25 protein-coding genes and 1 pseudogene are annotated in these 24,983 nt (G+C 43.1%); 16 read left to right on the top strand and 10 right to left on the bottom strand.

Annotated elements, in window-relative coordinates; translation table 11 throughout:
• Positions 1 to 24 precede the first annotated feature (24 nt).
• Genes gcvH through BMW86_RS09235 form a run of 3 tightly spaced genes read right to left on the bottom strand, consistent with a single transcriptional unit; the run spans position 25 to position 1,474 of the window.
• Entirely contained in the window at positions 25 to 405 is a 381-nt protein-coding gene (gene gcvH, locus BMW86_RS09245) for a glycine cleavage system protein GcvH (protein WP_089781128.1), read from the bottom strand.
• Between the two features lie 56 nt (positions 406 to 461).
• The gene (locus BMW86_RS09240) at positions 462 to 1,118 is read right to left on the bottom strand and encodes a peptidylprolyl isomerase (protein ID WP_089781126.1); all 657 of its coding nucleotides are present in this window, start codon (positions 1,116 to 1,118) and stop codon (positions 462 to 464) included.
• A gap of 14 nt (positions 1,119 to 1,132) precedes the next feature.
• Positions 1,133 to 1,474, bottom strand: a complete 342-nt coding sequence (locus BMW86_RS09235) for a hypothetical protein (RefSeq protein WP_089781123.1) — start codon at positions 1,472 to 1,474, stop codon at positions 1,133 to 1,135.
• A 293-nt stretch (positions 1,475 to 1,767) separates the two neighbouring features.
• Between BMW86_RS09235 and BMW86_RS09230 the strand changes: the two genes are divergently transcribed.
• The 5 genes from BMW86_RS09230 to rsgA all read left to right on the top strand — a co-directional run bounded on the left by BMW86_RS09230 (position 1,768) and on the right by rsgA (position 6,716).
• On the top strand, positions 1,768 to 2,769 hold the full coding sequence (locus tag BMW86_RS09230) for an AAA family ATPase (protein WP_089781121.1): 1,002 nt from the start codon (positions 1,768 to 1,770) through the stop codon (positions 2,767 to 2,769).
• A 32-nt stretch (positions 2,770 to 2,801) separates the two neighbouring features.
• Positions 2,802 to 3,668 carry a DUF58 domain-containing protein gene (locus tag BMW86_RS09225; RefSeq protein ID WP_089781119.1) on the top strand — a complete coding sequence of 289 codons (867 nt, stop codon included), beginning with the start codon at positions 2,802 to 2,804 and terminating at the stop codon, positions 3,666 to 3,668.
• Between the two features lie 14 nt (positions 3,669 to 3,682).
• Positions 3,683 to 4,657 carry a hypothetical protein gene (locus BMW86_RS09220; protein ID WP_089781117.1) on the top strand — a complete coding sequence of 325 codons (975 nt, stop codon included), beginning with the start codon at positions 3,683 to 3,685 and terminating at the stop codon, positions 4,655 to 4,657.
• Positions 4,658 to 4,660: 3 nt separating this feature from the next.
• Positions 4,661 to 5,671 (top strand): vWA domain-containing protein, encoded by a 1,011-nt coding sequence (locus tag BMW86_RS09215; protein ID WP_089781115.1) that lies wholly within the window; start codon positions 4,661 to 4,663, stop codon positions 5,669 to 5,671.
• Positions 5,672 to 5,780: 109 nt separating this feature from the next.
• Complete coding sequence (rsgA, locus tag BMW86_RS09210; protein ID WP_089781113.1) at positions 5,781 to 6,716, top strand: ribosome small subunit-dependent GTPase A; 936 nt, start codon at positions 5,781 to 5,783, stop codon at positions 6,714 to 6,716.
• Here the strand turns inward: rsgA and BMW86_RS32775 are convergent.
• Genes BMW86_RS32775 through BMW86_RS09205 form a run of 3 tightly spaced genes read right to left on the bottom strand, consistent with a single transcriptional unit; the run spans position 6,713 to position 7,561 of the window.
• Positions 6,713 to 6,865 carry a hypothetical protein gene (locus tag BMW86_RS32775; protein ID WP_177189204.1) on the bottom strand — a complete coding sequence of 51 codons (153 nt, stop codon included), beginning with the start codon at positions 6,863 to 6,865 and terminating at the stop codon, positions 6,713 to 6,715. The genes rsgA and BMW86_RS32775 overlap by 4 nt on opposite strands.
• 20 nt (positions 6,866 to 6,885) lie before the next feature.
• Positions 6,886 to 7,041 (bottom strand): hypothetical protein, encoded by a 156-nt coding sequence (locus BMW86_RS32770; RefSeq protein ID WP_177189203.1) that lies wholly within the window; start codon positions 7,039 to 7,041, stop codon positions 6,886 to 6,888.
• Between the two features lie 40 nt (positions 7,042 to 7,081).
• Complete coding sequence (locus BMW86_RS09205) at positions 7,082 to 7,561, bottom strand: gamma carbonic anhydrase family protein (protein ID WP_255372884.1); 480 nt, start codon at positions 7,559 to 7,561, stop codon at positions 7,082 to 7,084.
• A gap of 32 nt (positions 7,562 to 7,593) precedes the next feature.
• Between BMW86_RS09205 and BMW86_RS09200 the strand changes: the two genes are divergently transcribed.
• Positions 7,594 to 8,871 (top strand): aspartate aminotransferase family protein, encoded by a 1,278-nt coding sequence (locus BMW86_RS09200; protein ID WP_255372883.1) that lies wholly within the window; start codon positions 7,594 to 7,596, stop codon positions 8,869 to 8,871.
• Here the strand turns inward: BMW86_RS09200 and BMW86_RS09195 are convergent.
• A complete protein-coding gene (locus BMW86_RS09195; protein WP_089781107.1) occupies positions 8,855 to 11,359 on the bottom strand; it encodes a DUF5686 and carboxypeptidase-like regulatory domain-containing protein in 2,505 nt (834 codons plus the stop codon). The two genes, BMW86_RS09200 and BMW86_RS09195, sit on opposite strands and share 17 nt — an antisense overlap.
• A gap of 153 nt (positions 11,360 to 11,512) precedes the next feature.
• On the opposite strand from BMW86_RS09195, the gene BMW86_RS09190 reads away from it, so the two are divergent.
• From BMW86_RS09190 to BMW86_RS09175, 4 genes are read left to right on the top strand one after another with little or no spacing between them, the layout of a single operon-like run.
• Positions 11,513 to 12,148 carry a hypothetical protein gene (locus tag BMW86_RS09190; protein WP_089783614.1) on the top strand — a complete coding sequence of 212 codons (636 nt, stop codon included), beginning with the start codon at positions 11,513 to 11,515 and terminating at the stop codon, positions 12,146 to 12,148.
• Between the two features lie 25 nt (positions 12,149 to 12,173).
• Positions 12,174 to 12,473 carry a winged helix-turn-helix domain-containing protein gene (locus BMW86_RS09185; protein ID WP_089781104.1) on the top strand — a complete coding sequence of 100 codons (300 nt, stop codon included), beginning with the start codon at positions 12,174 to 12,176 and terminating at the stop codon, positions 12,471 to 12,473.
• A 51-nt stretch (positions 12,474 to 12,524) separates the two neighbouring features.
• Positions 12,525 to 13,853 (top strand): cell envelope integrity protein CreD, encoded by a 1,329-nt coding sequence (creD, locus tag BMW86_RS09180; RefSeq protein ID WP_089781102.1) that lies wholly within the window; start codon positions 12,525 to 12,527, stop codon positions 13,851 to 13,853.
• 18 nt (positions 13,854 to 13,871) lie between these two features.
• On the top strand, positions 13,872 to 14,231 hold the full coding sequence (locus BMW86_RS09175; protein WP_089781099.1) for a diacylglycerol kinase family protein: 360 nt from the start codon (positions 13,872 to 13,874) through the stop codon (positions 14,229 to 14,231).
• A gap of 51 nt (positions 14,232 to 14,282) precedes the next feature.
• On the opposite strand, the gene BMW86_RS09170 is transcribed toward BMW86_RS09175, so the two are convergent.
• Complete coding sequence (locus BMW86_RS09170) at positions 14,283 to 17,672, bottom strand: hypothetical protein (RefSeq protein WP_089781097.1); 3,390 nt, start codon at positions 17,670 to 17,672, stop codon at positions 14,283 to 14,285.
• 56 nt (positions 17,673 to 17,728) lie between these two features.
• Here BMW86_RS09170 and BMW86_RS09165 point away from each other — a divergent pair, with 56 nt between their 5' ends.
• Complete coding sequence (locus tag BMW86_RS09165; RefSeq protein ID WP_089781095.1) at positions 17,729 to 18,367, top strand: MBL fold metallo-hydrolase; 639 nt, start codon at positions 17,729 to 17,731, stop codon at positions 18,365 to 18,367.
• On the opposite strand, the gene BMW86_RS09160 is transcribed toward BMW86_RS09165, so the two are convergent.
• Together BMW86_RS09160 and arfB are read right to left on the bottom strand one after the other, a co-directional pair.
• A complete protein-coding gene (locus BMW86_RS09160; protein ID WP_089781093.1) occupies positions 18,364 to 19,899 on the bottom strand; it encodes an oligosaccharide flippase family protein in 1,536 nt (511 codons plus the stop codon). The genes BMW86_RS09165 and BMW86_RS09160 overlap by 4 nt on opposite strands.
• 25 nt (positions 19,900 to 19,924) lie before the next feature.
• Positions 19,925 to 20,323, bottom strand: a pseudogene (gene arfB, locus BMW86_RS09155) (alternative ribosome rescue aminoacyl-tRNA hydrolase ArfB); the annotation flags it as partial.
• 81 nt (positions 20,324 to 20,404) lie between these two features.
• Here arfB and BMW86_RS09150 point away from each other — a divergent pair.
• From BMW86_RS09150 to BMW86_RS09130, 5 genes are read left to right on the top strand one after another with little or no spacing between them, the layout of a single operon-like run.
• Entirely contained in the window at positions 20,405 to 21,703 is a 1,299-nt protein-coding gene (locus BMW86_RS09150; RefSeq protein ID WP_089781089.1) for a hypothetical protein, read from the top strand.
• A gap of 12 nt (positions 21,704 to 21,715) precedes the next feature.
• Positions 21,716 to 22,168: a D-aminoacyl-tRNA deacylase gene (dtd, locus tag BMW86_RS09145; protein WP_089781087.1), complete on the top strand. Its 453-nt coding sequence runs from the start codon at positions 21,716 to 21,718 to the stop codon at positions 22,166 to 22,168.
• On the top strand, positions 22,165 to 22,491 hold the full coding sequence (locus BMW86_RS09140) for a nucleotide pyrophosphohydrolase (RefSeq protein ID WP_089781085.1): 327 nt from the start codon (positions 22,165 to 22,167) through the stop codon (positions 22,489 to 22,491). The genes dtd and BMW86_RS09140 overlap by 4 nt, the downstream gene beginning before the upstream one ends.
• A gap of 28 nt (positions 22,492 to 22,519) precedes the next feature.
• On the top strand, positions 22,520 to 23,491 hold the full coding sequence (locus tag BMW86_RS09135; protein ID WP_089783613.1) for a YihY/virulence factor BrkB family protein: 972 nt from the start codon (positions 22,520 to 22,522) through the stop codon (positions 23,489 to 23,491).
• Positions 23,492 to 23,521: 30 nt separating this feature from the next.
• Positions 23,522 to 24,949 carry a glycine--tRNA ligase gene (locus BMW86_RS09130; RefSeq protein WP_089781083.1) on the top strand — a complete coding sequence of 476 codons (1,428 nt, stop codon included), beginning with the start codon at positions 23,522 to 23,524 and terminating at the stop codon, positions 24,947 to 24,949.
• Positions 24,950 to 24,983 lie beyond the last annotated feature (34 nt).

Genomic DNA, 24,983 nt, shown 5'->3' with positions numbered 1-24,983 from the left:
TATTAATAGTTTCCGGAGTTGTGATTACTCACCTACCAATGCCTGGTAAGCAGCAGCATCCAGTAATGCAGCTACATCTGCAGGATTCTTTACAGTCATTTTTACCATCCAGCCTTCACCATAAGGCTCCTGGTTTACCAGCTCAGGTGAGCCATCCAGCTCAGGATTGATTTCATTAATAGTACCAGCTACCGGTAAAAACAGGTCAGAAACTGTCTTTACTGCTTCAACAGTACCAAATACTTCTTCTGCGTCCAGTGCCTTTCCTACAGTAGGAATATCTACAAATACGATATCACCTAATTCGCGCTGTGCAAATTCTGTAATACCTATGGTAGCGATGTTACCTTCTAATAAAACCCATTCATGGTCTTTGGTGTAACGCAGATTTGATGGAAAATTCATGGCAAGTTTGATTTTGAGCGGTAAAAGTAAGGAAATTCCAAATTACAATGTTTGTGTCAAAAGAAAAGGAACTTGTGTATCAACTTAATCCTCATGGGAACATCTGTTAACGGACGATCATTCTGATCTGTTTTTAATGCTGCTATCTTATCAATCACATCTAACCCTTTTATTACCCGACCAAATACAGTATAACTCTGGTCCAGTTGTGGGGTGCCCCCTTCTTTTTTGTAGATCTCCCGCTGGTCTGTGGGGATTTTCCTGCCCAGCCGGTTTTTCTCCAGTTTGTCCAGCTCTTCATCTGTCCACTTTTTCCCCTGTACAATATAAAACTGACATCCCGAACTGGCTTTGGCGGGATTATCGTCCCTTGCCGCCGCCAGGGCGCCTTTTATATGAAACAGGTTCAGCTGCAACTCTGCCGGGATGGTATATCCATTATCTCCTTCACCTAATGCAGTACCCGGTTGGGCATGTTTAGAGGTGGGGTCACCACCCTGGATCATAAATGTGCTAATAACCCGGTGAAAGAGGGTACTGTCATAGAAATGGGCCTTTGTGAGCTTAATGAAGTTATCCCGGTGTTTTGGTGTCTGATCATAGAGAAGGATGATCATGGTGCCATAGGGCGTGATCAGCTTTACTTTACGATGTTTGGCCATGGCGCTGGTAGTGGAAAGCAGCAGTAGTAAAAGAAGTAGATGTTTTTTCATGGGGTGGTTATTTACTAGAGTCCCTCAAGGTCATCAAAATAAGCGATGATATGTTCCTTCAAAAATCTCTCCTGTTCCATCATACCCATTTTGGGAACCGGTTGTACTTCTTTAAAATGCGGCCAGCCGTCCGGATCAAATCCTTCGGGTTCATAATAGCCGCTCTGGCTTAACAGGGTACAGGTGGCCACATGCATGAGGTCCTGTTTCTGTTCTTTTGTGAATTTGGTTTTGGCATGTGCCAATTCCTGGATACCTATTAAAAAGAGGATGGCCTCCATATTTGGTTTTTTACCAAAACGTTCCGTAAGCATATCCTCCAAACGCTTCCATTGCTGTGCGAATTCGTCCTGCATCTTGTGAAGATTTTTAATTATGAGTTCCCTATCAGGGAGTTAGGAGTGCAAATGTACGTTATAAAAAAAGATGATATAAATGTGGCGGGGCTTTATTAATTTGGTGCCGCCATATACTGATGAGAACCAAAAGAGGAATTATTGACACAGATGTTTGATAGCCAGATAGTAACTCGTAAATTGTCATTCGTAATTGGATAATTAACAGCATTTTAACGGCCTACACCGCCAATTGCCGCAGGGTTTTCCCGGCGGAATGTTTACTTTAGCTAACTTGAAAATAATATATAAGCATGGAGAATACATCGACTGATATCCGTCAACTGAATGAAAAGATCCACCAGGCCAGCGCATTTGTAGACCTGTTGAACCTTGAACTAAGTAAGGTGATCGTAGGCCAGCGCTACATGGTAGACAGATTGCTTATTGGTCTGCTTGCACAGGGCCACGTACTGCTGGAAGGTGTTCCCGGTCTGGCTAAGACGCTATCTATCAAATCTTTATCGTCTGCTATTAATGCTAAATTCAGCCGTATCCAGTTTACCCCAGACCTGTTACCTGCCGACGTGGTAGGTACCATGATCTACAATCAGCAAAAGAACGAGTTCATCGTACGCCGTGGTCCTATCTTCGCCAACTTTATCCTGGCGGATGAGATCAACCGTGCCCCGGCCAAAGTACAGAGTGCTTTGCTGGAAGCTATGCAGGAAAGACAGATCACTATCGGTGATACTACTTTCAAGCTGGATGATCCGTTCCTGGTACTGGCTACCCAGAACCCGATAGAACAGGAAGGTACCTATACCCTGCCTGAAGCGCAGGTAGACCGTTTTATGCTGAAAGTGGTGATCGGCTATCCTACTAAAGAGGAAGAGCTGCACATCATCCGTCAGAACCTGAATCCGCAGAATACTGCCAAGATCAACCCGGTTATTCAACCTGCAGACATCCTGGAAGCGCGTAAGCTGGTAAGGGAAGTATACATGGACGAAAAAATCGAACGCTATATTCTTGATATCGTTTTTGCTACCCGTAATCCTGAAGATTATAAACTGCAGAAACTGAAACCACTGATTTCTTATGGTGGATCACCAAGGGCAAGTATTAACCTGGCATTAGCTGCCAAGGCATATGCTTTCATGAAACGCCGCGGATATGTAATTCCTGAGGACGTACGCAGCATCTGCTTTGATGTAATGCGTCATCGTGTGGGTCTTACCTATGAAGCAGAAGCGGAGAATGTAACAAGCGAGAACATCTTAAGCGAGATCCTGAACGCAGTAGAAGTACCATAGTCATTATTTATAACTCATTTAATTATTTACTGGTGGATACCGCAGAAATACTTAAAAAGGTACGGCAGATAGAGATCAAGTCGAAGGGCCTCTCTAACCACATCTTCTCTGGTGAATATCACAGTGCTTTCAAAGGCCGTGGTATGTCGTTCAGTGAAGTGAGGGAATATCAGTTTGGGGATGATGTAAGGGCTATCGACTGGAATGTAACGGCGCGGTTCAATCATCCCTATATAAAAATATTTGAAGAGGAACGTGAACAGACGATGATGTTGCTGGTGGATGTGAGTGAAAGCTCCATCTTCGGTACCGTTAAACAGAACAAGCGCAGTATGATTACTGAACTGTGTGCTGTACTCGCCTTTTCTGCTATTACTAATAATGATAAAGTAGGTGTGATCTTTTTTAGCGATGGTGTAGAAAAATACATCCCGCCTAAAAAAGGTAAATCACATATCCTGTTCATCATCCGTGAATTGCTTTCTTTTACGCCTACGCGTAAAGGGACTAATATCAAAGACACACTTCGCTTTTTTAATAATGCTACCAAGAAGAAAGCCATCGTATTTCTGTTGAGCGATTTCCTGGCAGGCAGCTACCAGGATGCATTGAACATTGCTTCCAAGAAACACGATATGGTGGGTGTACACATCTATGATCAGCGTGATAAAGATCTGCCTGCGGTAGGTCTTATCCAGATGAGTGATGCAGAAACCGGTACACGTCAGTGGGTAGATTCTTCAGACAAGCAGGTGCAACAATATTATGCCCAGCAGTTTCAGCAACATGTACAATATTGCCGTAACTCATTTATGAAGAGCGGTGCGGAACTTCTCAGTATACGCACAGATGAAGATTATGTAAAAGCATTACAAGTCTTTTTCAAGAACAGGGCCTAAGACTAAGTATTAACATGGGTAAACAGATTATTTTTTTATTCGCATTGCTGGGATTATTATCTCCTTTATCATCACTGGCCCAGCAATCCAGGGTGGAAGTAAATGCCAAAGCTGATACCGATAAGATACGTATAGGCGAACAGGTAAAATTACGTTTGTCTGCTACTGTAGAACAACCAGCCGGATTAACAGTTGTATTTCCCCAGGTACCTGATTCATTGAGTCACTGGGAAGTAGTAACCCGTTCAAAGATCGATACAGCAGGTGATAACAATAAAAAGATCTTCAGTCAGACACTTACTATTACAAGTTTTGACTCCGGTCACTGGGATATTCCTTCATTCAGATTTGATGTAGTGCAAAATGCAGGTGGCGCTACTGATTCTGCTTTCACCAGTCCTTTGGGAATTGATGTAGGCACGATCACGGTAGATACTACCAAGGCATTTAAACCTATTAAAGCTGTAAGGACCGTTGGCTGGAACTTCTGGGATTACTGGCTGTATTTTGCAATAGGGATCAGTGGTATTCTTATAGGAATAGGACTGATTGTATATTTCCGCAGCAGACCTAAGAAGGAAGTTGTTAAACCTGTAGTACCTCTCATTGCTCCTTATGATGCCGCTTTACAGCAACTACAGCAGTTAAGGGGAGAGAAGATCTGGCAACAGGGAGATGTTAAACAATATTATACAAGATTAACAGATATCCTGCGTGCTTACTTTGAGCAGCAATTTAATATCCCTGCACTGGAACAAACCAGTGAGGAACTATTACAGCATATTAAACCTGTTACGATACTGAACCAGCAGCGCGACAAGTTACGCAGCCTTTTAACGGTAGCGGATCTTGCCAAGTTTGCCAAGTTGCATCCATCACCGGATGAACATGAAGCTGCGATACAGCAGGCGATTGAAATTGTGGAATGGACTAAACCTGCGGTCGCGAAAGCACCGGAAACAGTAAAAGAAGAAATAAAGCAGCCTTAAAAAATGGACTTTTCGATCTGGAAAAATATTGAGTTTGCCTACCCGGTTTTTTTCGGGTTACTGTTACTGATACCTTTGATGATATACTGGTATATCGCAAAGCAGCAGCGGAAGCAGCCGGCTATGGAAATGTCGTCATTACAGGGATTGAAAGGATTGCCCGTTTCATGGAAAGTGCAGTTACGTCCTGTGCTGCTTGTGTTACGTTTGCTGGCGTTTACCGCGCTAGTAGTAGCCCTGGCAAGACCCCAAACCAGCAATACATCTGAGAGTATAGATAGTGAAGGTATAGACATTGTACTGGCGATAGATATCTCTGGTAGTATGCTGGCAGAAGATCTGCAACCCAACAGGCTGGATGCGGCAAAGAATGTAGCAATGGATTTCGTGGACCGCCGTATCAGCGATCGTATCGGATTGGTAATATTTTCAGGAGAGAGCTTTACGCAATGCCCTATCACGACTGATCACGGTGTTCTTAAAAACCAGATCATGCTGGTGAAGAGTGGTATGCTGCAGGATGGTACCGCTATCGGTATGGGACTGGCTACTTCTGTAGACCGCCTGCGCAGCAGCAAAGCAAAGAGTAAAGTGATTATCCTGCTGACGGATGGTGTGAATAATACAGGATTGATAGATCCGTTAACTGCACTTGAAATCAGTAAAGCATTTAAGATAAGAGTATACACTATCGGTGTAGGTACTATCGGTAAAGCTCCTTTCCCGATGACAATGCCTGATGGTAGTATACAGATGCAGATGCAGGATGTACAGCTGGATGAGCCACTGATGAAGAAAGTATCTTCAGAAACAGGCGGTAAATATTTCAGGGCTACCAATAATAAAGACCTGCAAAACATCTATGCAGAAATTGATAAGCTGGAGAAAACGAAAGTAGAGATCACTTCCTACAAACGTTATGCAGAACATTTCTTCCCTTTTGCGATGCTGGCCCTGGCTTGTATCCTGCTGGAAGTAGTGCTGCGGTATACAGCTTTCAGGAGTTTACCGTAACAGATATCCGAACATATTTCAAACAGCCGGCAGTATTCTGCCGGCTGTTTTTGTTAATGCTGGCTAAGGTATTCTTACTACCTTTACACCCATTAATTAAAAAGAGAATTTGCAAGCAACTATCTACAGATCAACGGGCAGCTGGTACACCGCTAAAACAACTACCGGAGAAATATTCCAGGCCCGTATTAAGGGATTATTGAAAAGGGATGGAGATATTACATCTACCAATCCTATTGCTGTGGGCGATATAGTAGAAATAGTAGTGGAAGATGGGGATGCAAATGCAAAGAATGCGATGATTACGGAGATAGGAGAAAGGCGTAATTATATTGTACGCAGCTCCCCTCACCGGAAGAACCAGAAACATATAGTGGCGGCTAACCTGGACCAGGCTATGCTGATCTGCACCCTGAAAGAACCCCGTACTTCCAATGGTTTTATGGACCGTTTCCTGGTTACAGCGGCGGCTTATCATATTCCAGTGACACTGGTATTCAATAAGAAAGATATTTACAAAGAGAAGGAAATAGACAGATTCGCAGAACTGGCGGCTATATATGAGGATATCGGGTATACTGTATGCCTGGTTTCAGCTACTACAGGCGAAGGTGTGGATGAACTGAGCGCTTCTATGGAGAATAAGACTACACTGATGTCCGGGCATTCCGGTGTGGGCAAATCATCTTTGATTAACAGGCTGTTACCGGGACTGGATCTGCGAACTACTGCGGTAAGCGGCTGGAGCGGCAAAGGGTTACATACTACTACCTATGCTGAAATGCAGGACCTGCCAAATGGGGGGAAACTGATAGATACTCCCGGGGTACGTGAGTTTGGTGTGATAGATATTCCTAAAACGGAGTTATCGCATTATTTCCTGGAGATGCAGGCATATCTTAATGATTGCCAGTTTAATAACTGTTTGCATATCAATGAGCCCGGCTGTGCGGTAAAAGCGGCTGTAGAAGCGGGCGAAATCAATATGGAGCGTTATATCAGCTACGCGACCATCCTTGAAACGATAGAGGAGAAATCCTACTAATGTTTTTTCCTCGATTTACCAGCCATTTCGTCCAGCACTTTCTCTGCTCCCCAATTCTGGCGGGGCGTAGGACATCCGGTTTTTCTCGTGCGGCAAGCGCCCGCACCTGTTAATGTAACTACTAACAGCAGTAGTAATAGTTTACGCATAGGTATTGATAATCAGGTAATTAAAATACTCTGCCATTCATCTGGCGGGAAGATGTTCTGTTCTGCTTTACGTTTTTACCTGTATAGTAATTGCTGCTGGGGCAACCTTTTTGCTCAGATGCACAGCTCACAGCAAGGATGCTGGCAGCGGCCATTAAGAATAGTAACTTCTTCATAGGGTAAGGGTATATTTAAATGCAAGATAATTAAAATATGTTACTCCTCCTTAAACCAACCGGAGTACATCAGGTAATTGTCTGCAATGCGGTTAATTTCCCCGTTGATTAGTGATTCGTTAATATTCTTCACCTTTTTAGCGGGTACGCCGGCATAGATGGCCCCTGCCTCTACCTGTGTATTTTCCAGCACTACTGCTCCTGCTGCAATGATGGTATTACTGCCTATATGCACATTATCCATTACAATGGCACCCATACCTATCAGTACATTGTCCTCCACTGTACAGCCATGTACAATGGCATTGTGACCTATTGAAACATTATTGCCAATGACCGTTTTCGTTTTCTGGTAGGTACAGTGAATGACTGCACCGTCCTGCACGTTCACCTTATTACCCATCCGGATGCTGTTCACATCCCCTCTCACTACTGCATTAAACCATACGCTGCAGGAATCTCCCATCACTACATCTCCTACAATTGTTGCATTAGGCGCAATGAAGCAGTCGTTTCCCATAACAGGCAAAATTCCCTTTACTGGCAAGATGTATGGCATATAATTTTTTTGCAGCAAATGTAAAGAATGATGCGCACATGTATATAATACGCATCAGCACATCATTTTCGTATTTTTGCGGCAGTATGAATAACAGACAACTCTTCTTAAGGCATGTAGCGCAATTATCAGATGCTCCTTTAGGATTGGAAATAGTGAAGGCTTCGGGCATGTATATGTGGGATGCAGATGGCAAAAAGATCCTGGACCTGATTGCCGGTATCAGCGTATGTAATGTAGGACATTCCCATCCGGCAGTAGTACAGGCAATTAAAGATCAGGCAGAACAATATATGCACCTGCTGGTGTATGGAGAACTGGTGCAGTCTCCACAGGTTGCCTTTGCCACTTTACTGACCCAACACCTGCCTGCTTCGCTGGACTGTGTATATTTCACCAACTCCGGTTCTGAAGCCGTAGAAGGGGCTATGAAACTGGCTAAACGTTATACCGGTAAATCGGAGATCATTGCTTTTAATAACAGCTACCACGGTTCTACCCAGGGAGCGATGAGTATTATGGGAGATGAGGTCTGGCGTAATGCTTACCGTCCCCTGTTACCCGATATACAACACCTGGAATATAACAGCTTTGAATCACTGGAAAGTATCACTTCCCGCACAGCTTGCGTGGTAGCAGAAACAGTGCAGGCAGAAGCGGGGGTTCGTGTGCCGCAAAAGGAATGGTTGCAGGCACTGAGGGCAAAGTGTACCGCTACCGGTACACTGCTGATCTTAGATGAAATTCAGTGTGGACTGGGACGGAATGGTACGTTGTGGGCATTTGAACAGTTTGGTATTACACCGGATATTCTCTTATTGGGAAAAGCGCTGGGTGGTGGAATGCCGATGGGCGCTTTCATTGCCAACCGGGAAATTATGTGGGTGCTGACGAATAATCCTGTGTTAGGACATATGACTACTTTCGGTGGGCATCCTGTGATTTGTGCAGCAGGTATGGCCGGATTTAAAGTATTACTGGAACAGGATCTGATCAGTAGTGTGAAAGCAAAGGAACAGTTGTTCCTGAAATACCTGCAACATCCTGCTATCCGCGCAGTGCGTTCACTGGGATTGATGATAGCTGTAGAGATGGAGAACTTTGCAGCGAATAAGAAAGTGATAGATTATTGTATTGATAAAGGTCTGCTGACGGATTGGTTCCTGTTTGCACCTGAATGTTTAAGAATAGCACCACCGCTGATCATTACTGAAGAGGAAATAAAGCAGGCCTGTGATATAATACTGGAAGCAGTTAGAACTGTAGCTTAAAACTCCCGAAGACACCAAATCTGCGACTGGCAGTTTCATCCGGTAGTGAGGATGGCGTAACACGCCAGACAAAATCTACCCTCAGAAATTTAAAGATATTCTCTATGCCTGTACCAATTTCCATATAAGGATTTCCCTCTAATGTACGGAAAGGGTACCCCAGGTTTAGGTTCAGGTTTTTATTCTGTTGGGTGAGACTGCCTATCACTCCTTTTGCTGTCCAGAACTGACGCCATTTCAGTTTTTTAATCAGTGGAATATATCCAAAGATGCCATTACCAATGGTATGCTCTATATTGAATCCTGCGTATTGATCACTGAGGAACTCGTAGCGGTTCATCATGTTAAACGCATATTTATTATAGTAGTAGATTTCATTCCCGGGATGTATTTCCAGCAACTGATAAGGTAGCGTTCCAAAGATCTTTCCACCAAAGAAGTTATAGTAAAGAATACCCAATGGCGGGATCTTTACATAATCTGAAATAGTAACAGATAACTTATGATAAGCATTTCCGCTTTGCATCACTCCAGGTATTCCTACTGCATATTTCATTTCTACGATAGGATATTTACTACCTAAACTAACACGGTAAAAGTTTCCTTCCAGGAATTCTTCATGCCAGGCATAACGCACTTTTAAAGATAATTCCATGTTGGAGAAAAGATCTGTACCATCTTTTTTAATCGGGAATAAATTCACCTGGGGCAACGGTGTGTAAGCGTTATATCTTCTGTGTACCAAAGCCACCTGATTAGAAAATCCGCTGTAATATTCTTTAAAGAACTCCACACGTTTTTCTTCTATCATCATAAACTTCTGTGGTACATTATTCTTTCGGATAGCAACGGAAAAGATATTGTCTGTACCTACTTCATCGTAATAGGTAGCACCATTATCAAAGTCTTTGGTATACGCAGCATACAGGTAGGTGCGGGGATGCCTTTTCAATAACCACAGCGCAGACATTTCCCCTTTCCATACTTTATCAGTAAAGCCATAAGCGAGATATCCATAGAGATAAAGGTCCTTGTTAAATTTAGGCGTTGTACCGAGATCTAACCTTAACCGGAAGCCTTCTATCCTGTTCTGACTAAAGAGATAAAAGTATGGCCCCCATTCCAGTTTACCGAGTGGTTTATAACCGGTAGCAAGAAAACGGATAGTGTTTGAATAGTGCTGGAACAATGGCATTTTCTGCAATGTATCTACCATCTTATAAATGCCCTGTTCATTCTTACTGAGGTTTTCATGACGCGAATGTGTCCAGAAAGAATCTTTACGAACAGTTGCGCCATTTAGTAATACTATGTTTTCCGGGTAATGTCTGTTATAGAATATATTGGTAACACTGGTATCGTTAGTGACTATGTTTTCGTAAGTAGTCGTTTTACGGCCAACAAACTCCAAAGTACTGCCTGGCTTGGGACTTGGTGCCCAGAAATCTGCAATGAATTTATCTTTGGCCAGGAACCAGGTACTGTCTGGTAATTGTTTGAACTCCTGTACTAAACTCAGATTTCTTACAAAGTTGATGTTGGCGTCAGCAGGAACAGAGAGTGTTGTTTTCTGAACTGCATAAGAAGAATCCTGTACCCATATATCTCCTATAAAAGTATTTTCTCCTTTTCGTTTAGGAGTAAAGTTTAGTTTTATATAACGATGTCCGCTTACGTATTGTGTATCTGCAATCTGGTAGTTATAATAGAAAGCGCCGTTATTATTAATAGGACTGGCAAACTGTTTATCGAAAACAGGAATGAAGTTATTATAAACGTTGATGTTCTGATACATACCGCCCAGGAATTTACTCACGCTTTCGTTATCTAATCCGGAAGTACGGCTGCCTTTAATCAGTTCTTTACTCTTTTTAGGGCTCCGCTGAAAGTAATAATCAGAAAGACTTTCAGAGAGGAACATGGGAAGAAAAGGTTTATCATCTGAAGTACTGTCTATGTTGTTAAGGATGAAAGAGAATGGTCTTGTGAACCTGTTTTTAAACAGTTTATTATTCAGGTTTTTCATGTCCAGTTCCATCTTGTTATAGACTTCATATTTATAACTCTGGAAGTGATCGTAGTTGTTTTCCGGTTTATGTCTGATGATCTGATGCAGGAGTATGAGTGCAAAGTTTACATTGGCTTTTACTTCATGCGTTTTAAGAGAAACATCAGAGCGTGTGATATCGAAATCGATGACCTGTTCGGATTTGTTGCTGTCTACCGGAAGTGTGGTAGTCAGGTATCCCATTACTCTAACGAGTATAGAGTCTGATGGAAGACTGTTTAATTCAAAGAGGTATTTACCTGTGGCATTACTTACCATGCCCGTGCTGGTACCTTTGAATTGCAAGGTGACAAAGGGGATGATTTCCTGAGAGTGGGCATCCCTTACCACACCACTGATCTTAAACTGTTGCGCCAGTATCAGCATGGGGATACCGGTGAAAGTTAACATCAGGGTTATTCCTTTTGTCCAGGTTCGCATATGGTTAACAATATTATAGTATTTAAGGCCCCGACAAGGCCAGCATCCCTGTAATACATAATCTTACCGCTGAGAGGTAGGATTATCCCGACCGAAAATATATTTTGCAGAATAAGTAAAATGAGTAACTTTGACATACAAAGTACTTTAAGTATGACTGAGCAACAACACCTGGACACCTTAAGTGATATCAAACGGATGATGGAACGGAGTAGCCGCTTCATTTCCCTCAGTGGGCTGAGTGGTATCTTCGCGGGTTGTTCCGCACTGGTTGGTGCCGCTATCTCCTATTACTGGTTACATGATTATTATGTAAGCTGGAATACCACCGGAAGATTTGATGCTGAAGGCTTTGCCTGGTTGCGTGTGAAGCTGATAGCACTTGCATTGATTGTAATGGCATTTGCCCTGGTAGGTGGTATCTTTTTTACCTGGAGACGTGCAAAGCGTAACAAACTACCTGTATGGGATATTACTTCCCGTAATGTGCTGATCAATGCGCTTATCCCTATGATAGCAGGTGGCGCTTTCATCGCCGGACTGCTGTACAATAACCTGGAAGCAATGGTTGCACCGGTCTCCCTGATATTTTATGGTCTGGCACTGGTGAATGCAAGTAAGTATACATTGTCAGATATACGTTATCTTGGTATCGCTGAAATCATACTGGGAATATTGAATGTTTTTTATTTACGCCGGGGTCTTTATTTTTGGGCCGTAGGATTTGGCGTATTGCACATCTTTTATGGTGCAATCATGTGGTGGAAGTATGAAAGGCAATCAGCGTAATTATTGAAAACGAAAAGCGGAGCTTGTGAACAATCCCATAGGAAACTTAAATAAGATATTTGACAGCCGGATCCGGTTGGGTGTCATGAGTATACTGATGGTGAACGAAGAGGTCAGTTTCAATGACTTAAAACAGATGCTTGAGCTGACAGATGGTAACCTGGCTTCTCACCTGAATACCCTGGAAGAAAATGGCTATCTGAAAGTACATAAGGGTTTTATAGGCCGTAAAACCAATACCACCTATTCCATTACCAAAGCAGGCGAAAAAGCCTTCAAAGGGCATCTGGGCGCTCTTGAAAGCATGATCCGTTCTATAGATTAATTTTTTTTGTCCCTATACTTTGAAATTCAAAGCACTTTTAAATAAGAAAACATGGAAACATCTAACCTAAGCGAAAGCACAGACGTGCAAAAACAACCTGTAAAAGAACCGTCGTTCATGAAACGTTATGCTATTGGTATCAAAGCAATACTGATAGGCATCCTGGTAATGCTGCTGCTGATACCGACCGCTATGATCATGGGCCTCATCTCGGAAAGAGAACGCCGGCAGACTGAAGCTACCGAAGAGGTCAGCGGAAAATGGGGTGGTATGCAAACCATCACCGGACCTGTAATTGTTATCCCCTATGTAATTAAACCAGGTGAAACAGGCGTAGCCATGTTCCTGCCGGACAAGCTGACTGTCAACGGTGAACTGCTGCCCGAAATCCGCAAGCGTGGCATTTACGAAGTCGCTGTATACAGCTCGCACTTACAGATAAGCGGATCGTTCTCTCCCCTTGATATTGCAGGGTTGCATATTGCCCCGCAAGACCTGCTGCTGAAAGATGCCTACCTGGCGATAGGGGTAACTGATATGCGCGGTATTTATAACCAGGCTCAGTTACAATGGAATAATCAGCAATTTATTTTCAATCCGGGGGTGGCTAATCTGCTCGCTCCAAGTGGTATGCAGACAAAGATCCCGCTGGCATTGGAACATGATAGCCTCAGTGGTGGCAACTTTTCTGTTAACCTGGACCTGAGAGGGGCCGGGCAAATATACTTCTCGCCGGTAGGAAAGTCTACTACCGTAAATCTTAACTCAAGCTGGACACATCCCAGTTTTGACGGGGCATTCCTGCCTAACCAACATAATGTACATGAGAAAGGATTCACTGCTGCCTGGCAGGTATCTCACCTCAACCGTAATTTCCCCCAGAGCTTTACCGGTGGTAAGGTAGATATACACACTGCCGATTTTGGTGTAGCCTTGTTTATGCCTGTTGATGGATATCAGCAATCTACCCGTGCAGTGAAATATGCCATTCTTATTATCGGTCTTACTTTCCTTGTTTTCTATTTTATTGAGCTGTTACAGCGTTACTCCGTTCATCCATTACAATATATACTCATCGGCGTGGCATTATGTATTTTTTATACTTTGCTGATTGCCCTTGCAGAACAACTGAATTTCCAGCTGGCGTATCTGATATCTGCGCTGTTAACATTAGGATTGGTGACGGCCTATTCAGCCAGTGTATTCCGCAGTAGTCGTATGGCTGCCGGTATAGGGGGCATCCTCATGATCCTGTATGGCTTTATTTATGTGATCATCAGGTCTGAAGATCAGGCGTTGTTAATGGGTAGCCTTGGATTGTTCATAATACTGGCAGTAGTTATGTATTTTAGCCGAAAGATTAAGTGGAACGAATTGTAGTCTACAAATGAAAAGATCATGAATTACCTGCAGCAGCGTATTAAAAGTTTTGGGTTTGCAATAGCCGGTATTATTGCTTTCCTGCGCAGTGAGCCACATGCCCGTATTCATGCAGTGGCAACAGTGATAGTGATAGCGGCGGGATGCTGGTACAGCTTACCAGGTTCTCAATGGATAGCGCTGCTGCTGGTGATTGGGCTGGTTTGGGTGGCAGAGATGTTCAATACAGTGATAGAAAAGATAATGGATCATCTATCGCCGGAATATCATCCTAAAGTGAAATGGATTAAAGATGTGGCAGCTGGGGCTGTATTGGTTGCTGCAGTGATAGCATTGATTACCGGATGTATCATTTTCATACCTTATCTATCCAAATAAAAAAAGGGTGTATCAGATAATGATACACCCTTTTTTATTTATAGAATGATTTTAGAAGTCAACACCCATTCCGAAATACCAGATTGGTTTACCGCGGAAGAACCCAACCGCAGGCCAGCCAGCATCTACACGCAGGAAGTAACCTGCGATGGTAGTACGGGCACCAAAGCCATAACCACCTACGAATGGTCCGAGGAAACCTTCTTTCACTTTCACCGTTACTGTTCCATCACTACCAGTGTAGTAAGTGTAGTTAGCATCTTTAAAGTTCAGTTTCCCGTTCCATGCAGTTCCTATATCAACAAAGGAGGTCAGCTGGAAGTTACGGATGATAGCAGAATTGATGGGCCTGTCCAGGAAAGTAGCAAATACCGGTAAACGTAATTCTGTACTCAGTGCCATTACATTATTACCATTCCTTGCGTTCTGTTTGTAACCACGTAAAGGAGTGGCTAAGGTCTGGAATGCATAGTTCTCACTCATGTTCACCGGAGTCTGAGTATTGATCTTAGGATTCAGCCAGTTGTCTGTACCACCCAGGTAGTACAACAGTTTGCGCGTACCCCAGGAGAAATCAGCGGAGAAGCGGGTAGCCCATATAAAGTTGCGGAAAATAGATTCGTAGTGACGAACATCCACACCTGTATTGTAAGTGAATTTGCCTTTACCTGCGGTGGTTGTACCGAAGATTTCATTCATATCACCATTGATCTGTGCATTCATATCGCCATATATTTTATAGCGGGTACCATGCCAGATGTTTATAGCAGGATTGGTAGTATTGTCGTATACGTATTCCAGTCGCAGTAATGCGTAGTTATCGTGGAAGTCTTTCAGCTTTAATGTTGTTTCATCAGAACCTGCTACCACAAATTTATCGTTACGGTATCCTACCTGCATACGGATGCTTCTTGCTTCGTCAAATGGATAACGTACGTCTAACTGGAAGAGGTTCGTCTTCATCTTAGCAGGGTAGTCTATTAAAATAGTACCGGTGCTGTCTGTACCTAAACTGCTGTACTTATCCACTTTACGGTAGTAAGTGAATTTATAGTCGAAGCGTTTTTTCAGGTAAGCGAAAGAGAAGAAATACTCAGAACCATCCAGTGAGGATGGGATACGGAAACCGCCGGAGAATTTATAATCTTCCATCAGGTCACTTACACCGATACGGATTAAACCATTCAATGGATCTGCCAGCCGGATTGGGCTGGTAGGCTGTCCGGTAAACGGTTGATAACGGTTTATCAGTACGGAGTTATCCAGTGATAAGATCAGATAATCCGAAGAGAACTTCAGTTTATAAGGCAGCAGTTTGGCAGATTTCAGCAGCGATTGCAGCTGAGGGATCTGTACAGCGGTAGCAGTACCGGCAGCATTGCTGGAACTGTCTGCAGGCTCACTTCCGAATTCACTCTGGAAGAAGTCTGCCTTCTTTGCCGTATCTGCTTTAGGTTTGGAATGATAAGTAGGTAATCCCAGGCGGATACTGTCTTCGTGCATTTCACGGGCCCTGAAGGTAGTAGGACGGGCATTGACATTACGTTTACGTAATGCTACTGTATCTACTTTCAGTTTGAAGAGGCGTTTGAAGCCGAACTGCTGGGTAACCTGAGAGACCTCACTCTGATCACCTGCACCTCTTGACTCCTTGATACCATACTGGTAGTTGGTCAACGGGAAGGTGTAGGTAGAGTCTTTGGTGATGGACACTGCCATTACTGAATCCGGTTCAGTAGCGCCGTAATCTGCCAGTGCAGAATCCAGTTCTGTTTTGTCCGGGTTATGCAGTATTTCAGATCCTACAAAGAATAAGGAGTCCACACCTGCTCTTTCGGTTTTGAAGAAACCGGCATAACGGTTACGGATACCGTTGGCATCAGAAACGAAGGTGAAATGTGTATTGTTATATTGTAATGGTGAACGTGCATCACCATATTTCATGTCTGTTAACTGGGAAACCTGTTTGTCGGCGCTCTTGTTCCAGTTGTCTACCAGGAACACATTATAATGTCCGGAAGGCAATACGGTATCGCTGCCTTTAGCAGTAGGTGATGGTCTGTTAGACGAGAATATGATACCGCTTTTGCCAGGGAAGGCTACGAAAGACGGATCAAGATCGTCGTATACATCATTGGTGATCTGTTCTACTTTATTATTGCTGATGCTGTAAGTGTAAATATCGGTATGACCGTTTTTCACAGCAGACAGGAGTAATGAATTATCAAATTCGAAGAAGTACTTCATATCTATTACCCTGTCGAACTTGTTAAGGTCCTGTCTGAGGGTAGTTTTAGATATAAGGTCGTATACCATGAGTTTAGTCTTGCCTTCGTATTCATAGATGATGGCAAGGCGGTTACCTTTCTGGTTCCATGCCAGCAGCGGGTAGTTAGGATCTAACTGACTTTCCTGCATTCTTACACCACTGCGCAGCAATACTTTAGGTTTATTATCAGCTACCTGGATCTGTACGCGGTAGATCCCTTTGGTGAATTCCACCACAGCGTAGTTGTTGCTCTTTGGATTGGCCTGGAAGCGGTAGAAGTTGGATTTTCCTATTTCACGGGCTACCACGGTACGGCCGCGGGTTACCTGTTTGCGTTTGCGGTTATCATCCTGGAAGCGTTTGGCATTGTACACCATGAAGTCCTGCATGGCATTTTTAGGCTTCTGGTTCAGTACCTGCTGGAATCCTTTTTTCAGTCCGCGGTTAATGCGGGTGATGTACATGAGGTAAGGCACCGCATCTTTCCCGTATTTACTTTCTACATAATACCAGAAGGCATGACCTGCCAACAATGGCTTTTCGTAGGCCAGCTGGTTGAAGTTTTTATATCTGCCGGATTGGATGACGTCTTTCAGTTCATCATCGAGGGTAGCGTTCCAGTTTTCTGCTGCGTAAGCAATAAAACCATCTGTGAACCACTTAGGGAAATCTATCAATACTGCATTTCCTGCAAACTCTCCTATATCTTCCCCGAACAACAGGTTTTCCAGCATTACGCGGGCAATACCCTGACGTATCAGCTGGCGCAGATGTTCGTGGTCACCATCAAAGTATATTATCAGCTTATTACCCACCAGCTTGGTGACGCCACCGGTATTCTGCCAGTCAACGCCAATGCCTATATTGGATTGCTTCATTTCTCCGAAGCTGTTATAGACCACAATATTTACCCGTTGACGGAAAGAGAACTCCATGAACTGTTCCAGTTGTGGCAATTCCTTTTCTGCAACCTGAGCGGCGTATTTACCCAGCTCCAATCCGTTTTGGCTGAAATAAGTATTAAAATGACGGGTTTGATAGTAACGCCATTTGAAATTCTTATGCTGTATGCGGTTCTGCCCAAATTCCACGGAGTTGGTCTGTGCCTGTGAAAGATACGAGCCAAGTAATAGGGTACCGGTAAATAATAACCTGGTAATAAGTCGGTTCATACAGAAAGTATTGATAATATTGCGTTCTTAATTAAAATTAGCAAAAATCGGTAACAATGCTTGAAATACAATGTTTCACCTTTAATCCGTTTCAGGAAAATACCTATTTACTCATAAACGAAAAAAAGGATTGTATAATTATAGATCCGGGCTGTTATTTTGAAGAAGAACGAAAAGAATTACTTGCGTATATCGAAAAAGAGGGGTTAAATGTTACCCGCCTCCTGAATACTCACTGCCATCTTGATCATATTTTCGGTAACCGCCTGGTTGCTAAAACATATGGAGTGGGCCTGGAGATACATATGTTAGATAAAATTGTATTAGATCGTTCCCCCGAGATTGGTAAAATGTATAATGTTCCTTTTGAACCTTCCGTGGAACCAGCCCGTTACCTGGAAGAGGGTGAAAAGATACAACTTGGGGATGATGAACTGGTGATATTATTAACGCCAGGGCATTCACCCGGTAGTGTTTGTTTTTACTGTGCTGCACAGCAGTTTGTAATTGGTGGTGATGTGTTATTCTACCAGAGCATTGGCCGCACAGACCTGCCCGGTGGAGACCATCAGACATTAATTAACAGCATACAGGAAAAATTGTTCGTATTGCCCGATGATGTAACCGTATATCCCGGACACGGAAGGTCTACGACCATAGGATTTGAGAAAAAGACCAATCCTTTTCTGCATTAGATCCTGCTGACGAACTTACCGATGAACGGCAGGCGGGAAAACTCTTTCTTCTCCATTTTCAGCAGGAACCAGATATAAGCGCCAAAAAACAGGGTAGCCACTATCAGTGACAATGGTTTAAGCGCATAGATATCATCCGGGGAAATCAGTTTCCGGTTCAGGAAATCGAAGCAGTAATAGGTAAGCACCGCGGTGATAATGTAAGTGATGATCCTGGGCAGGTGGTAAGGTACCGGATAGTACTTCTGTCCCAGGAAGTAACATACTGCCATCTGGATAAAGTAACATACCATAGTGGCAAGGGCTGCTCCAAAGTAGCCCATTCTTGGAATCCACCACCAGTTAAGCAAAAAGGCCATTACTGCCGTAATGATGGTAATGATGGCGCCTGTGCGGGTACGGTCTGTGAGTTTGAACCAGATAGTGAGATTATAATAAATACCTAAGAACATATTGGCCAGCAGTAATACCGGTACGATCTTCATACCCGGATAATACACTGGTTTACGCAGGAAGATCTTCCATATATTCAGGTACAGACTTACGAACAGGAACATAAAACAGAGCAGCACCACAAAGAGTTTCATGATACGGGCATACAGCTTCTGAGGATTCAGTCCCTCTGCCTGTTTAAAGAAAAAGGGCTCTGCTCCTAACTTAAATGCCTGTATGAACATGGTAATCAGGATGGCCAGCTTATAGTTGGCGGCATAAATACCGATCAGCTGTTTCTTGATCTCCATGTCATTGCCAGGCAGGTACTGTGGCAGGAACCAGGCCCGGTCGAAGGTTTCGTTCACCATACCGGCCATACCCACTATGATCAGGGGAACGGCATAGTTCAGCATTTGTCTCCACAGCTTTGTATCAAACTCCCATTTAATACGCAGTAACTGCGGCAGGAATAACAACAGGGTAACGGCGCTACCCAGCATGTTGCTGAGATAGATGAAGCCTACCTGGTCATCTTTATCGACGAGTGGCAGCCAATGCCAGCCGGCTGCTCGTAATTTAGGGACCAACACCAGAAAGAAAACATTGAAGCCAATAGTGGTGAGGATACCCGAGATGCGGATAAACGCATAACGTACCGGCCTGTTCTCCAGTCGTAGCTGGGCAAAGGGAATGGCGGTTAATGCATCAAATGCCATGATCATAACGACGGCTGTATAAAACCCGGGATGTCCTTTCAGGCCGCCCAGCTCTCCTACATAAGAATTGATCACAGGACCACGCAGTAACAATAATAATATGGTGATACCTATAGTGGTAAATAATAATGAAAGGGTAGAGACACTTAATACGGAACGGCTGTTCTCCTTTTTCGCAAAGCGGAAAAAGGCGGTTTCCATGCCATAAGTGAGTATAATATTCATAAAGGGCACGTAGGCATATACGGTAGACATTTCTCCGTAGGCAGCCTGCGTCATCAGTTCCAGGTAAAGAGGGGTTAAAAAGTAGTTAAGCAGTTTACTTGCTATGTTACTAAAACCGTAGTATATCGTCTGTCCTGCTAATGATTTAATACTCAAAGCCCTGATTTTTAACCAAAATTAATTATTCCAATCCTTTCCTGCGGCCTTGTTTTTTCTCAGACAGCTGCTTTTTGAATTGCAGCCGTTTCTCCTTTACAGCCTTCGAGGGTTTGGTAGCAATGCGCTTCCTTGGCTTTATCAAAGCCTTCTGCACAAGTTCGTTCATTTTTTTAACTACCAGCTGTTTATTGCCCAGCTGGGTGCGCTCTTCCTGAGAACGTACCTGCAAAAAACCTTCCGAATTTATGCGGTTTGACAGTTTTTCCTGTATCAGTATTTTTTGCTCAGGCGTGAGCAAACCAGATTCCTCTACATGAAAGTATCCTTCTACCATCGTTTCTACCTTATTCACATTTTGCCCTCCACTACCACCGCTGCGGGCAGTCCGGAAATTAATTTCCGGGGCAAGATCTATACTCATTATATTAGCTTTTTCTTATGATTGATTATCGTAATTTAATAAAGGTAATTTATTCGGGACACTTCTATTAAAACCTATATCATGACTTTCCTTACTTCCTTACAGCTGCGCGTCCTAAAAACCAGTTTTATACCTGCCCTTCTTATATGGGGATTGACGGATTATTATCCATTACCTGCCCCGGTAAATATCCTGGTTACTTTAGCTGCATTTTTTTTATGGGAATTCATTATAGAGAAAAAATGGATGAATGCAGGGATCATCAGCTGTGTTATTATTGCGTTTTTCGGACTGCAATATTTAATGCAGGTCTATTTAATGGAGAAATTTTTCATGGAGGATTATTTAATACATAATAATGAAGCACACCTGAACATAAACAACTGGCTGTTATTAACTCATCTGAATAGTTTTATAGCCAATCTGATGGTGATTATCACCCGGTTTTACCTGAAGGGAACAGAGAAAAAGTACACCGCAGGACTACTCGCAGCTTTGATTTTTTATCTTTTACCTAAAACAGGTAACCCTTTCAGCAGTGGTCCTTACCATTTCTTCATGGACATCCTGTTGCAAAACTGGTGTAAAATCATCTTTTACTATGTACTTGTTTTCCTTATTGAAAATGGTTTTGCTTCGGGAAATATCTTTGAAAAACTATATTCCAAAATACAGGTATTGAACAAATGGGAATATCTTTTTATATGGATAGCCATTTTCTTTGTGTGGATGAGTTGTGTAGGGGACCTGAATACAAGGATAGAAGTGATGTTTGCAAAAGAAAAAATGAACGGAGAGCCAATATTACTCTCCGGTATATTCATACTGGCGGGTGTATTATTTTTGTATACCGGGACTTTGTTGCTGCGTAATATTATTAGCAGCAGGGCTTTGACCATAGGTAAGTATAGTCCCTGGTTATTATTGCTGCACCTGATCCCGGGTGTAAATATTATAGCAGTAGTGATCAGTTTTTTCTCAAAAGAAAGAGAAGGTACAGTGGTAGATAATGGTCTTGATTATACAAATGCAGACAGAGGGCTGGCTAAAAAAGTAATGATCGCTGTCGGGATTATCGTTACTGTTTATAACATCTACCATATGCTGGTAGTGCCTACCGGCCTGAGATTGGTAGGAATAGGCATTCTGTCGGTTATATACCTGTTAAAGATCCTGGCTTATATCAGGCTGCCTTACAATAAAATATTTGTGTATGCCGTAGTCGGATTTAATATTCTCACTATCGCATATTCTATTGATGACCGCTTTATTATTTATCTTTCACTTATTTATCTGTATTATTATTTCCTGATAGAATTATTTTATCCTGAACTGGAGCCGGAAGATATTATGGAGGTGAAGAATGTACAGGGTATCTAAAGCATTACCTATATGCGTGCAGTTATACAGCGTGTTACCAAAGCATCTGTCACGGTAGAAGACCAGATTACCGGTAGTATCAACACCGGGTTACTGGTATTACTGGGGGTAGAAGATGCGGATACAACAGAGGACATTATATGGCTAAGTAATAAGATCACTAACCTGCGCATCTTTAATGATGCGGAGGGAGTGATGAACCAGTCTGTTAAAGAGGTGGATGGAGATATCTTGTTAGTGAGTCAGTTTACCCTGTATGCAGCTACTAAAAAAGGGAACCGTCCTTCTTATATCCGTGCCGGTAAACCAGATATTGCTATCCCTTTATATGAACAAATGATTATCCAACTGGGTTTGGATATGGGAAAACAGATTTACACAGGTATCTTCGGTGCGGATATGAAAGTAGCACTGCTGAATGATGGGCCGGTGACAATTATCATTGACACAAAAAATAAAGAATGACAATTCAGGAAACTCAGGAGAAAATAGATGGCTGGATCAAAACCGTGGGTGTGCGCTATTTCAGTGAACTCACCAACATGGCCATTTTAACTGAAGAGGTGGGGGAAGTGGCCCGTATTATGGCCAGGAAATATGGAGATCAGTCATCTAAGGAATCCGATCAGAAAAAAGAATTGGCAGATGAGCTGGCAGATGTACTGTGGGTGCTGCTCTGCATCGCCAATCAGACGGGGATAGATATGACAGAGGCGATGGAAAAGAACTTCGAAAAGAAAAATATCCGGGATGCTACCCGGCATAAGGAAAACAAGAAGCTGCAATAAAAGGCCGATTTTTTGATAAATGAATGATATGGAACGTCCCGGAATTATAAAAGGTTATTGGCTGGTGCTGAAACAGACAGGTAATGATTTTATCGATGATAAGGTCCTGAAACTGAGCGCGGCGCTTTCTTATTATACGATCTTCTCCATCGCTCCCATGCTGATTGTGATCATTACACTTTTCCAGGTATTCCTGGGAAGAGAGGCAATAGAAGGTAGTGTATATGGGCAGATCAATCACCTGGTAGGTAATCAGGCTGCTTTACAGATTCAGGAGATGATTAAAAATGCAACGCTTTCCGGAGATTCTACCTGGGCCACTGTTGTAGGGGTAATCACCCTTATTTTTGGTGCTACCGGGGTATTCGGGGAAATCCAGGATTCCATCAATTTCATCTGGCAGCTGAAAGCCAAGCCTAAAAACGGGTTGCTTAAGATCCTCATAAACCGTCTGCTCTCCTTTTCCATGGTCATCAGCCTGGGATTTATATTGCTGGTATCACTGGCATTGAACGGGCTGATAGAATTATTTGGTAAGCAGTTAATCCTTTTATTACCCCAGGTAACAGAGGTAAGTGTGGTAATCATTTACATTATTAACCTCGGAATAACCTTTATTATTATCACCCTCTTATTTGCTATTATATTCAAAGTATTACCCGATGCCAAGGTGCAGTGGAAGCATGTGATAGTGGGCGCTGTTACCACAGCAGTGCTGTTTATGATCGGTAAATTTGCGATCGGGTTTTACCTGGGTGCCAGCAAAATAGGCTCTGCTTACGGGGCCGCAGGGTCTATCGTCATTATTTTACTATGGGTATATTACTCCGCTATTATCCTGTATTTTGGCGCAGAATTTACCCAGGTATATGCCGAATATCATGGGGCGAGAATCCAGCCTAATGCCTATGCAGTATGGGTGAAAGAGATTCCGGTAGAGTCAACTGCCCCACTTGAAGCAAGGATTTCAGAGGAAAAGCCTGCTCCTGAGTCCCGTTAATTCCGAAAGCCTTATTATATTTGCGCCATTATGGCAACAGATCAGAATAAATTCCCGGCGATTATTGCGCATTGTAAAGAATACGGTTTCGTTTTCCCGTCCAGCGAGATTTACGATGGATTAAGTGCGGTATATGATTATGGCCAGTACGGAGCACAGTTGAAGAAGAACATCCGCGACTACTGGTGGAAGAGCATGACCCAGATGCACGAAAACATTGTGGGGATTGATGCTGCCATCTTCATGCACCCTACTACCTGGAAAGCGTCCGGCCATGTGGACAGTTTCAGCGATCCCATGATAGATAATAAAGACAGTAAGAAACGTTACCGGGTGGATCACCTGATAGAAGCGTTTGCTGCTGACTTACCGAAAGAGGAAGGTGAGGCACTGTTGGCTAAAATGGAACTTCTGGAGAAAGATGCGGATTATGCAGGTCTTAAACAGTTAATAGACGATAATAAGATAAAGTGTTCAATAAGTAAAACGGCCAATTGGACGGAAATCCGTCAGTTTAACCTGATGTTCTCTACCCAGCTGGGTAGTGTGACGGATGAGGCCAGCGAAATATACCTGCGTCCGGAAACGGCTCAGGGTATTTTCGTGAACTTCCTGAATGTGCAGAAAACCGGCCGTATGAAGATACCTTTTGGTATCGCGCAGACCGGTAAGGCTTTCCGTAATGAAATCGTAGCCCGTCAGTTCATTTTCCGTATGCGTGAATTCGAACAGATGGAAATGCAGTTCTTCATCCGCCCTGGCACTGAGGGTGAGTGGTATGCATACTGGAAAGAAGAACGTATGAAATGGCATAAGAGCTTAGGCACTTCTCCGGAAAGATATCATTTTAAAGATCACGTAAAGCTGGCGCATTATGCAAAGGCGGCAGTAGATATTGAATATGAGTTCCCGATCGGTTTCAAGGAAGTAGAAGGTATCCATTCCCGTGGAGACTTTGACCTTACTCAACACCAGATTTACAGTAAGAAGAAGTTACAGTACTTTGATACAGAGATCAATCAGAACTATGTTCCTTATGTGATAGAAACATCTATCGGTCTGGATCGTATGTTCCTGCTGACAATCTGTGAGGCATATGCGGAAGAGGACCTGACTAAAGACGGTAAGGAAGATAGTCGCGTAGTACTGAGATTCCCTGCGAAACTGGCTCCTACCAAACTGGCTATTTTCCCATTGACCAAGAAAGATGGTTTACCGGAAATTGCCAAGGAACTGATGGAAGAATGTAAATCTGCTTTCTATTGCTTCTATGAAGAGAAAGATGCGATCGGTAAACGTTACCGCCGTCAGGATGCTATTGGTACACCTTTCTGTGTAACAATCGATCATCAGACTAAAGAAGATAACATGGTGACTATCCGTTACAGAGATAGCATGGAACAGGAAAGAATTCCTTTGAATAAAGTAAAAGAGATAGTATTAAACGCTATCAGTTAAATTTTGGGTGCAGGGCGATGCCCTGCAAAACCCT

The organism is Chitinophaga sp. YR573, assembly GCF_900110995.1.
GTDB lineage: Bacteria > Bacteroidota > Bacteroidia > Chitinophagales > Chitinophagaceae > Chitinophaga.
This window is presented reverse-complemented; position numbering and strand designations above follow the sequence as displayed.

Excerpts from the sequence above, each read along its gene's own strand:
- gcvH (WP_089781128.1), bottom strand. The coding sequence starts at position 405 with ATGAATTTTCCATCAAATCTGCGTTACACCAAAGACCATGAATGGGTT.
- BMW86_RS09240 (WP_089781126.1), bottom strand. The coding sequence starts at position 1,118 with ATGAAAAAACATCTACTTCTTTTACTACTGCTGCTTTCCACTACCAGC.
- BMW86_RS09235 (WP_089781123.1), bottom strand. The coding sequence starts at position 1,474 with ATGCAGGACGAATTCGCACAGCAATGGAAGCGTTTGGAGGATATGCTT.
- BMW86_RS09230 (WP_089781121.1), top strand. The coding sequence starts at position 1,768 with ATGGAGAATACATCGACTGATATCCGTCAACTGAATGAAAAGATCCAC.
- BMW86_RS09220 (WP_089781117.1), top strand. The coding sequence starts at position 3,683 with ATGGGTAAACAGATTATTTTTTTATTCGCATTGCTGGGATTATTATCT.
- BMW86_RS09215 (WP_089781115.1), top strand. The coding sequence starts at position 4,661 with ATGGACTTTTCGATCTGGAAAAATATTGAGTTTGCCTACCCGGTTTTT.
- BMW86_RS32775 (WP_177189204.1), bottom strand. The coding sequence starts at position 6,865 with ATGCGTAAACTATTACTACTGCTGTTAGTAGTTACATTAACAGGTGCG.
- BMW86_RS32770 (WP_177189203.1), bottom strand. The coding sequence starts at position 7,041 with ATGAAGAAGTTACTATTCTTAATGGCCGCTGCCAGCATCCTTGCTGTG.
- BMW86_RS09205 (WP_255372884.1), bottom strand. The coding sequence starts at position 7,561 with ATGGGAAACGACTGCTTCATTGCGCCTAATGCAACAATTGTAGGAGAT.
- BMW86_RS09200 (WP_255372883.1), top strand. The coding sequence starts at position 7,594 with ATGGCATATAATTTTTTTGCAGCAAATGTAAAGAATGATGCGCACATG.
- BMW86_RS09195 (WP_089781107.1), bottom strand. The coding sequence starts at position 11,359 with ATGCGAACCTGGACAAAAGGAATAACCCTGATGTTAACTTTCACCGGT.
- BMW86_RS09190 (WP_089783614.1), top strand. The coding sequence starts at position 11,513 with ATGACTGAGCAACAACACCTGGACACCTTAAGTGATATCAAACGGATG.
- creD (WP_089781102.1), top strand. The coding sequence starts at position 12,525 with ATGGAAACATCTAACCTAAGCGAAAGCACAGACGTGCAAAAACAACCT.
- BMW86_RS09175 (WP_089781099.1), top strand. The coding sequence starts at position 13,872 with ATGAATTACCTGCAGCAGCGTATTAAAAGTTTTGGGTTTGCAATAGCC.
- BMW86_RS09170 (WP_089781097.1), bottom strand. The coding sequence starts at position 17,672 with ATGAACCGACTTATTACCAGGTTATTATTTACCGGTACCCTATTACTT.
- BMW86_RS09165 (WP_089781095.1), top strand. The coding sequence starts at position 17,729 with ATGCTTGAAATACAATGTTTCACCTTTAATCCGTTTCAGGAAAATACC.
- BMW86_RS09150 (WP_089781089.1), top strand. The coding sequence starts at position 20,405 with ATGACTTTCCTTACTTCCTTACAGCTGCGCGTCCTAAAAACCAGTTTT.
- dtd (WP_089781087.1), top strand. The coding sequence starts at position 21,716 with ATGCGTGCAGTTATACAGCGTGTTACCAAAGCATCTGTCACGGTAGAA.
- BMW86_RS09140 (WP_089781085.1), top strand. The coding sequence starts at position 22,165 with ATGACAATTCAGGAAACTCAGGAGAAAATAGATGGCTGGATCAAAACC.
- BMW86_RS09135 (WP_089783613.1), top strand. The coding sequence starts at position 22,520 with ATGGAACGTCCCGGAATTATAAAAGGTTATTGGCTGGTGCTGAAACAG.
- BMW86_RS09130 (WP_089781083.1), top strand. The coding sequence starts at position 23,522 with ATGGCAACAGATCAGAATAAATTCCCGGCGATTATTGCGCATTGTAAA.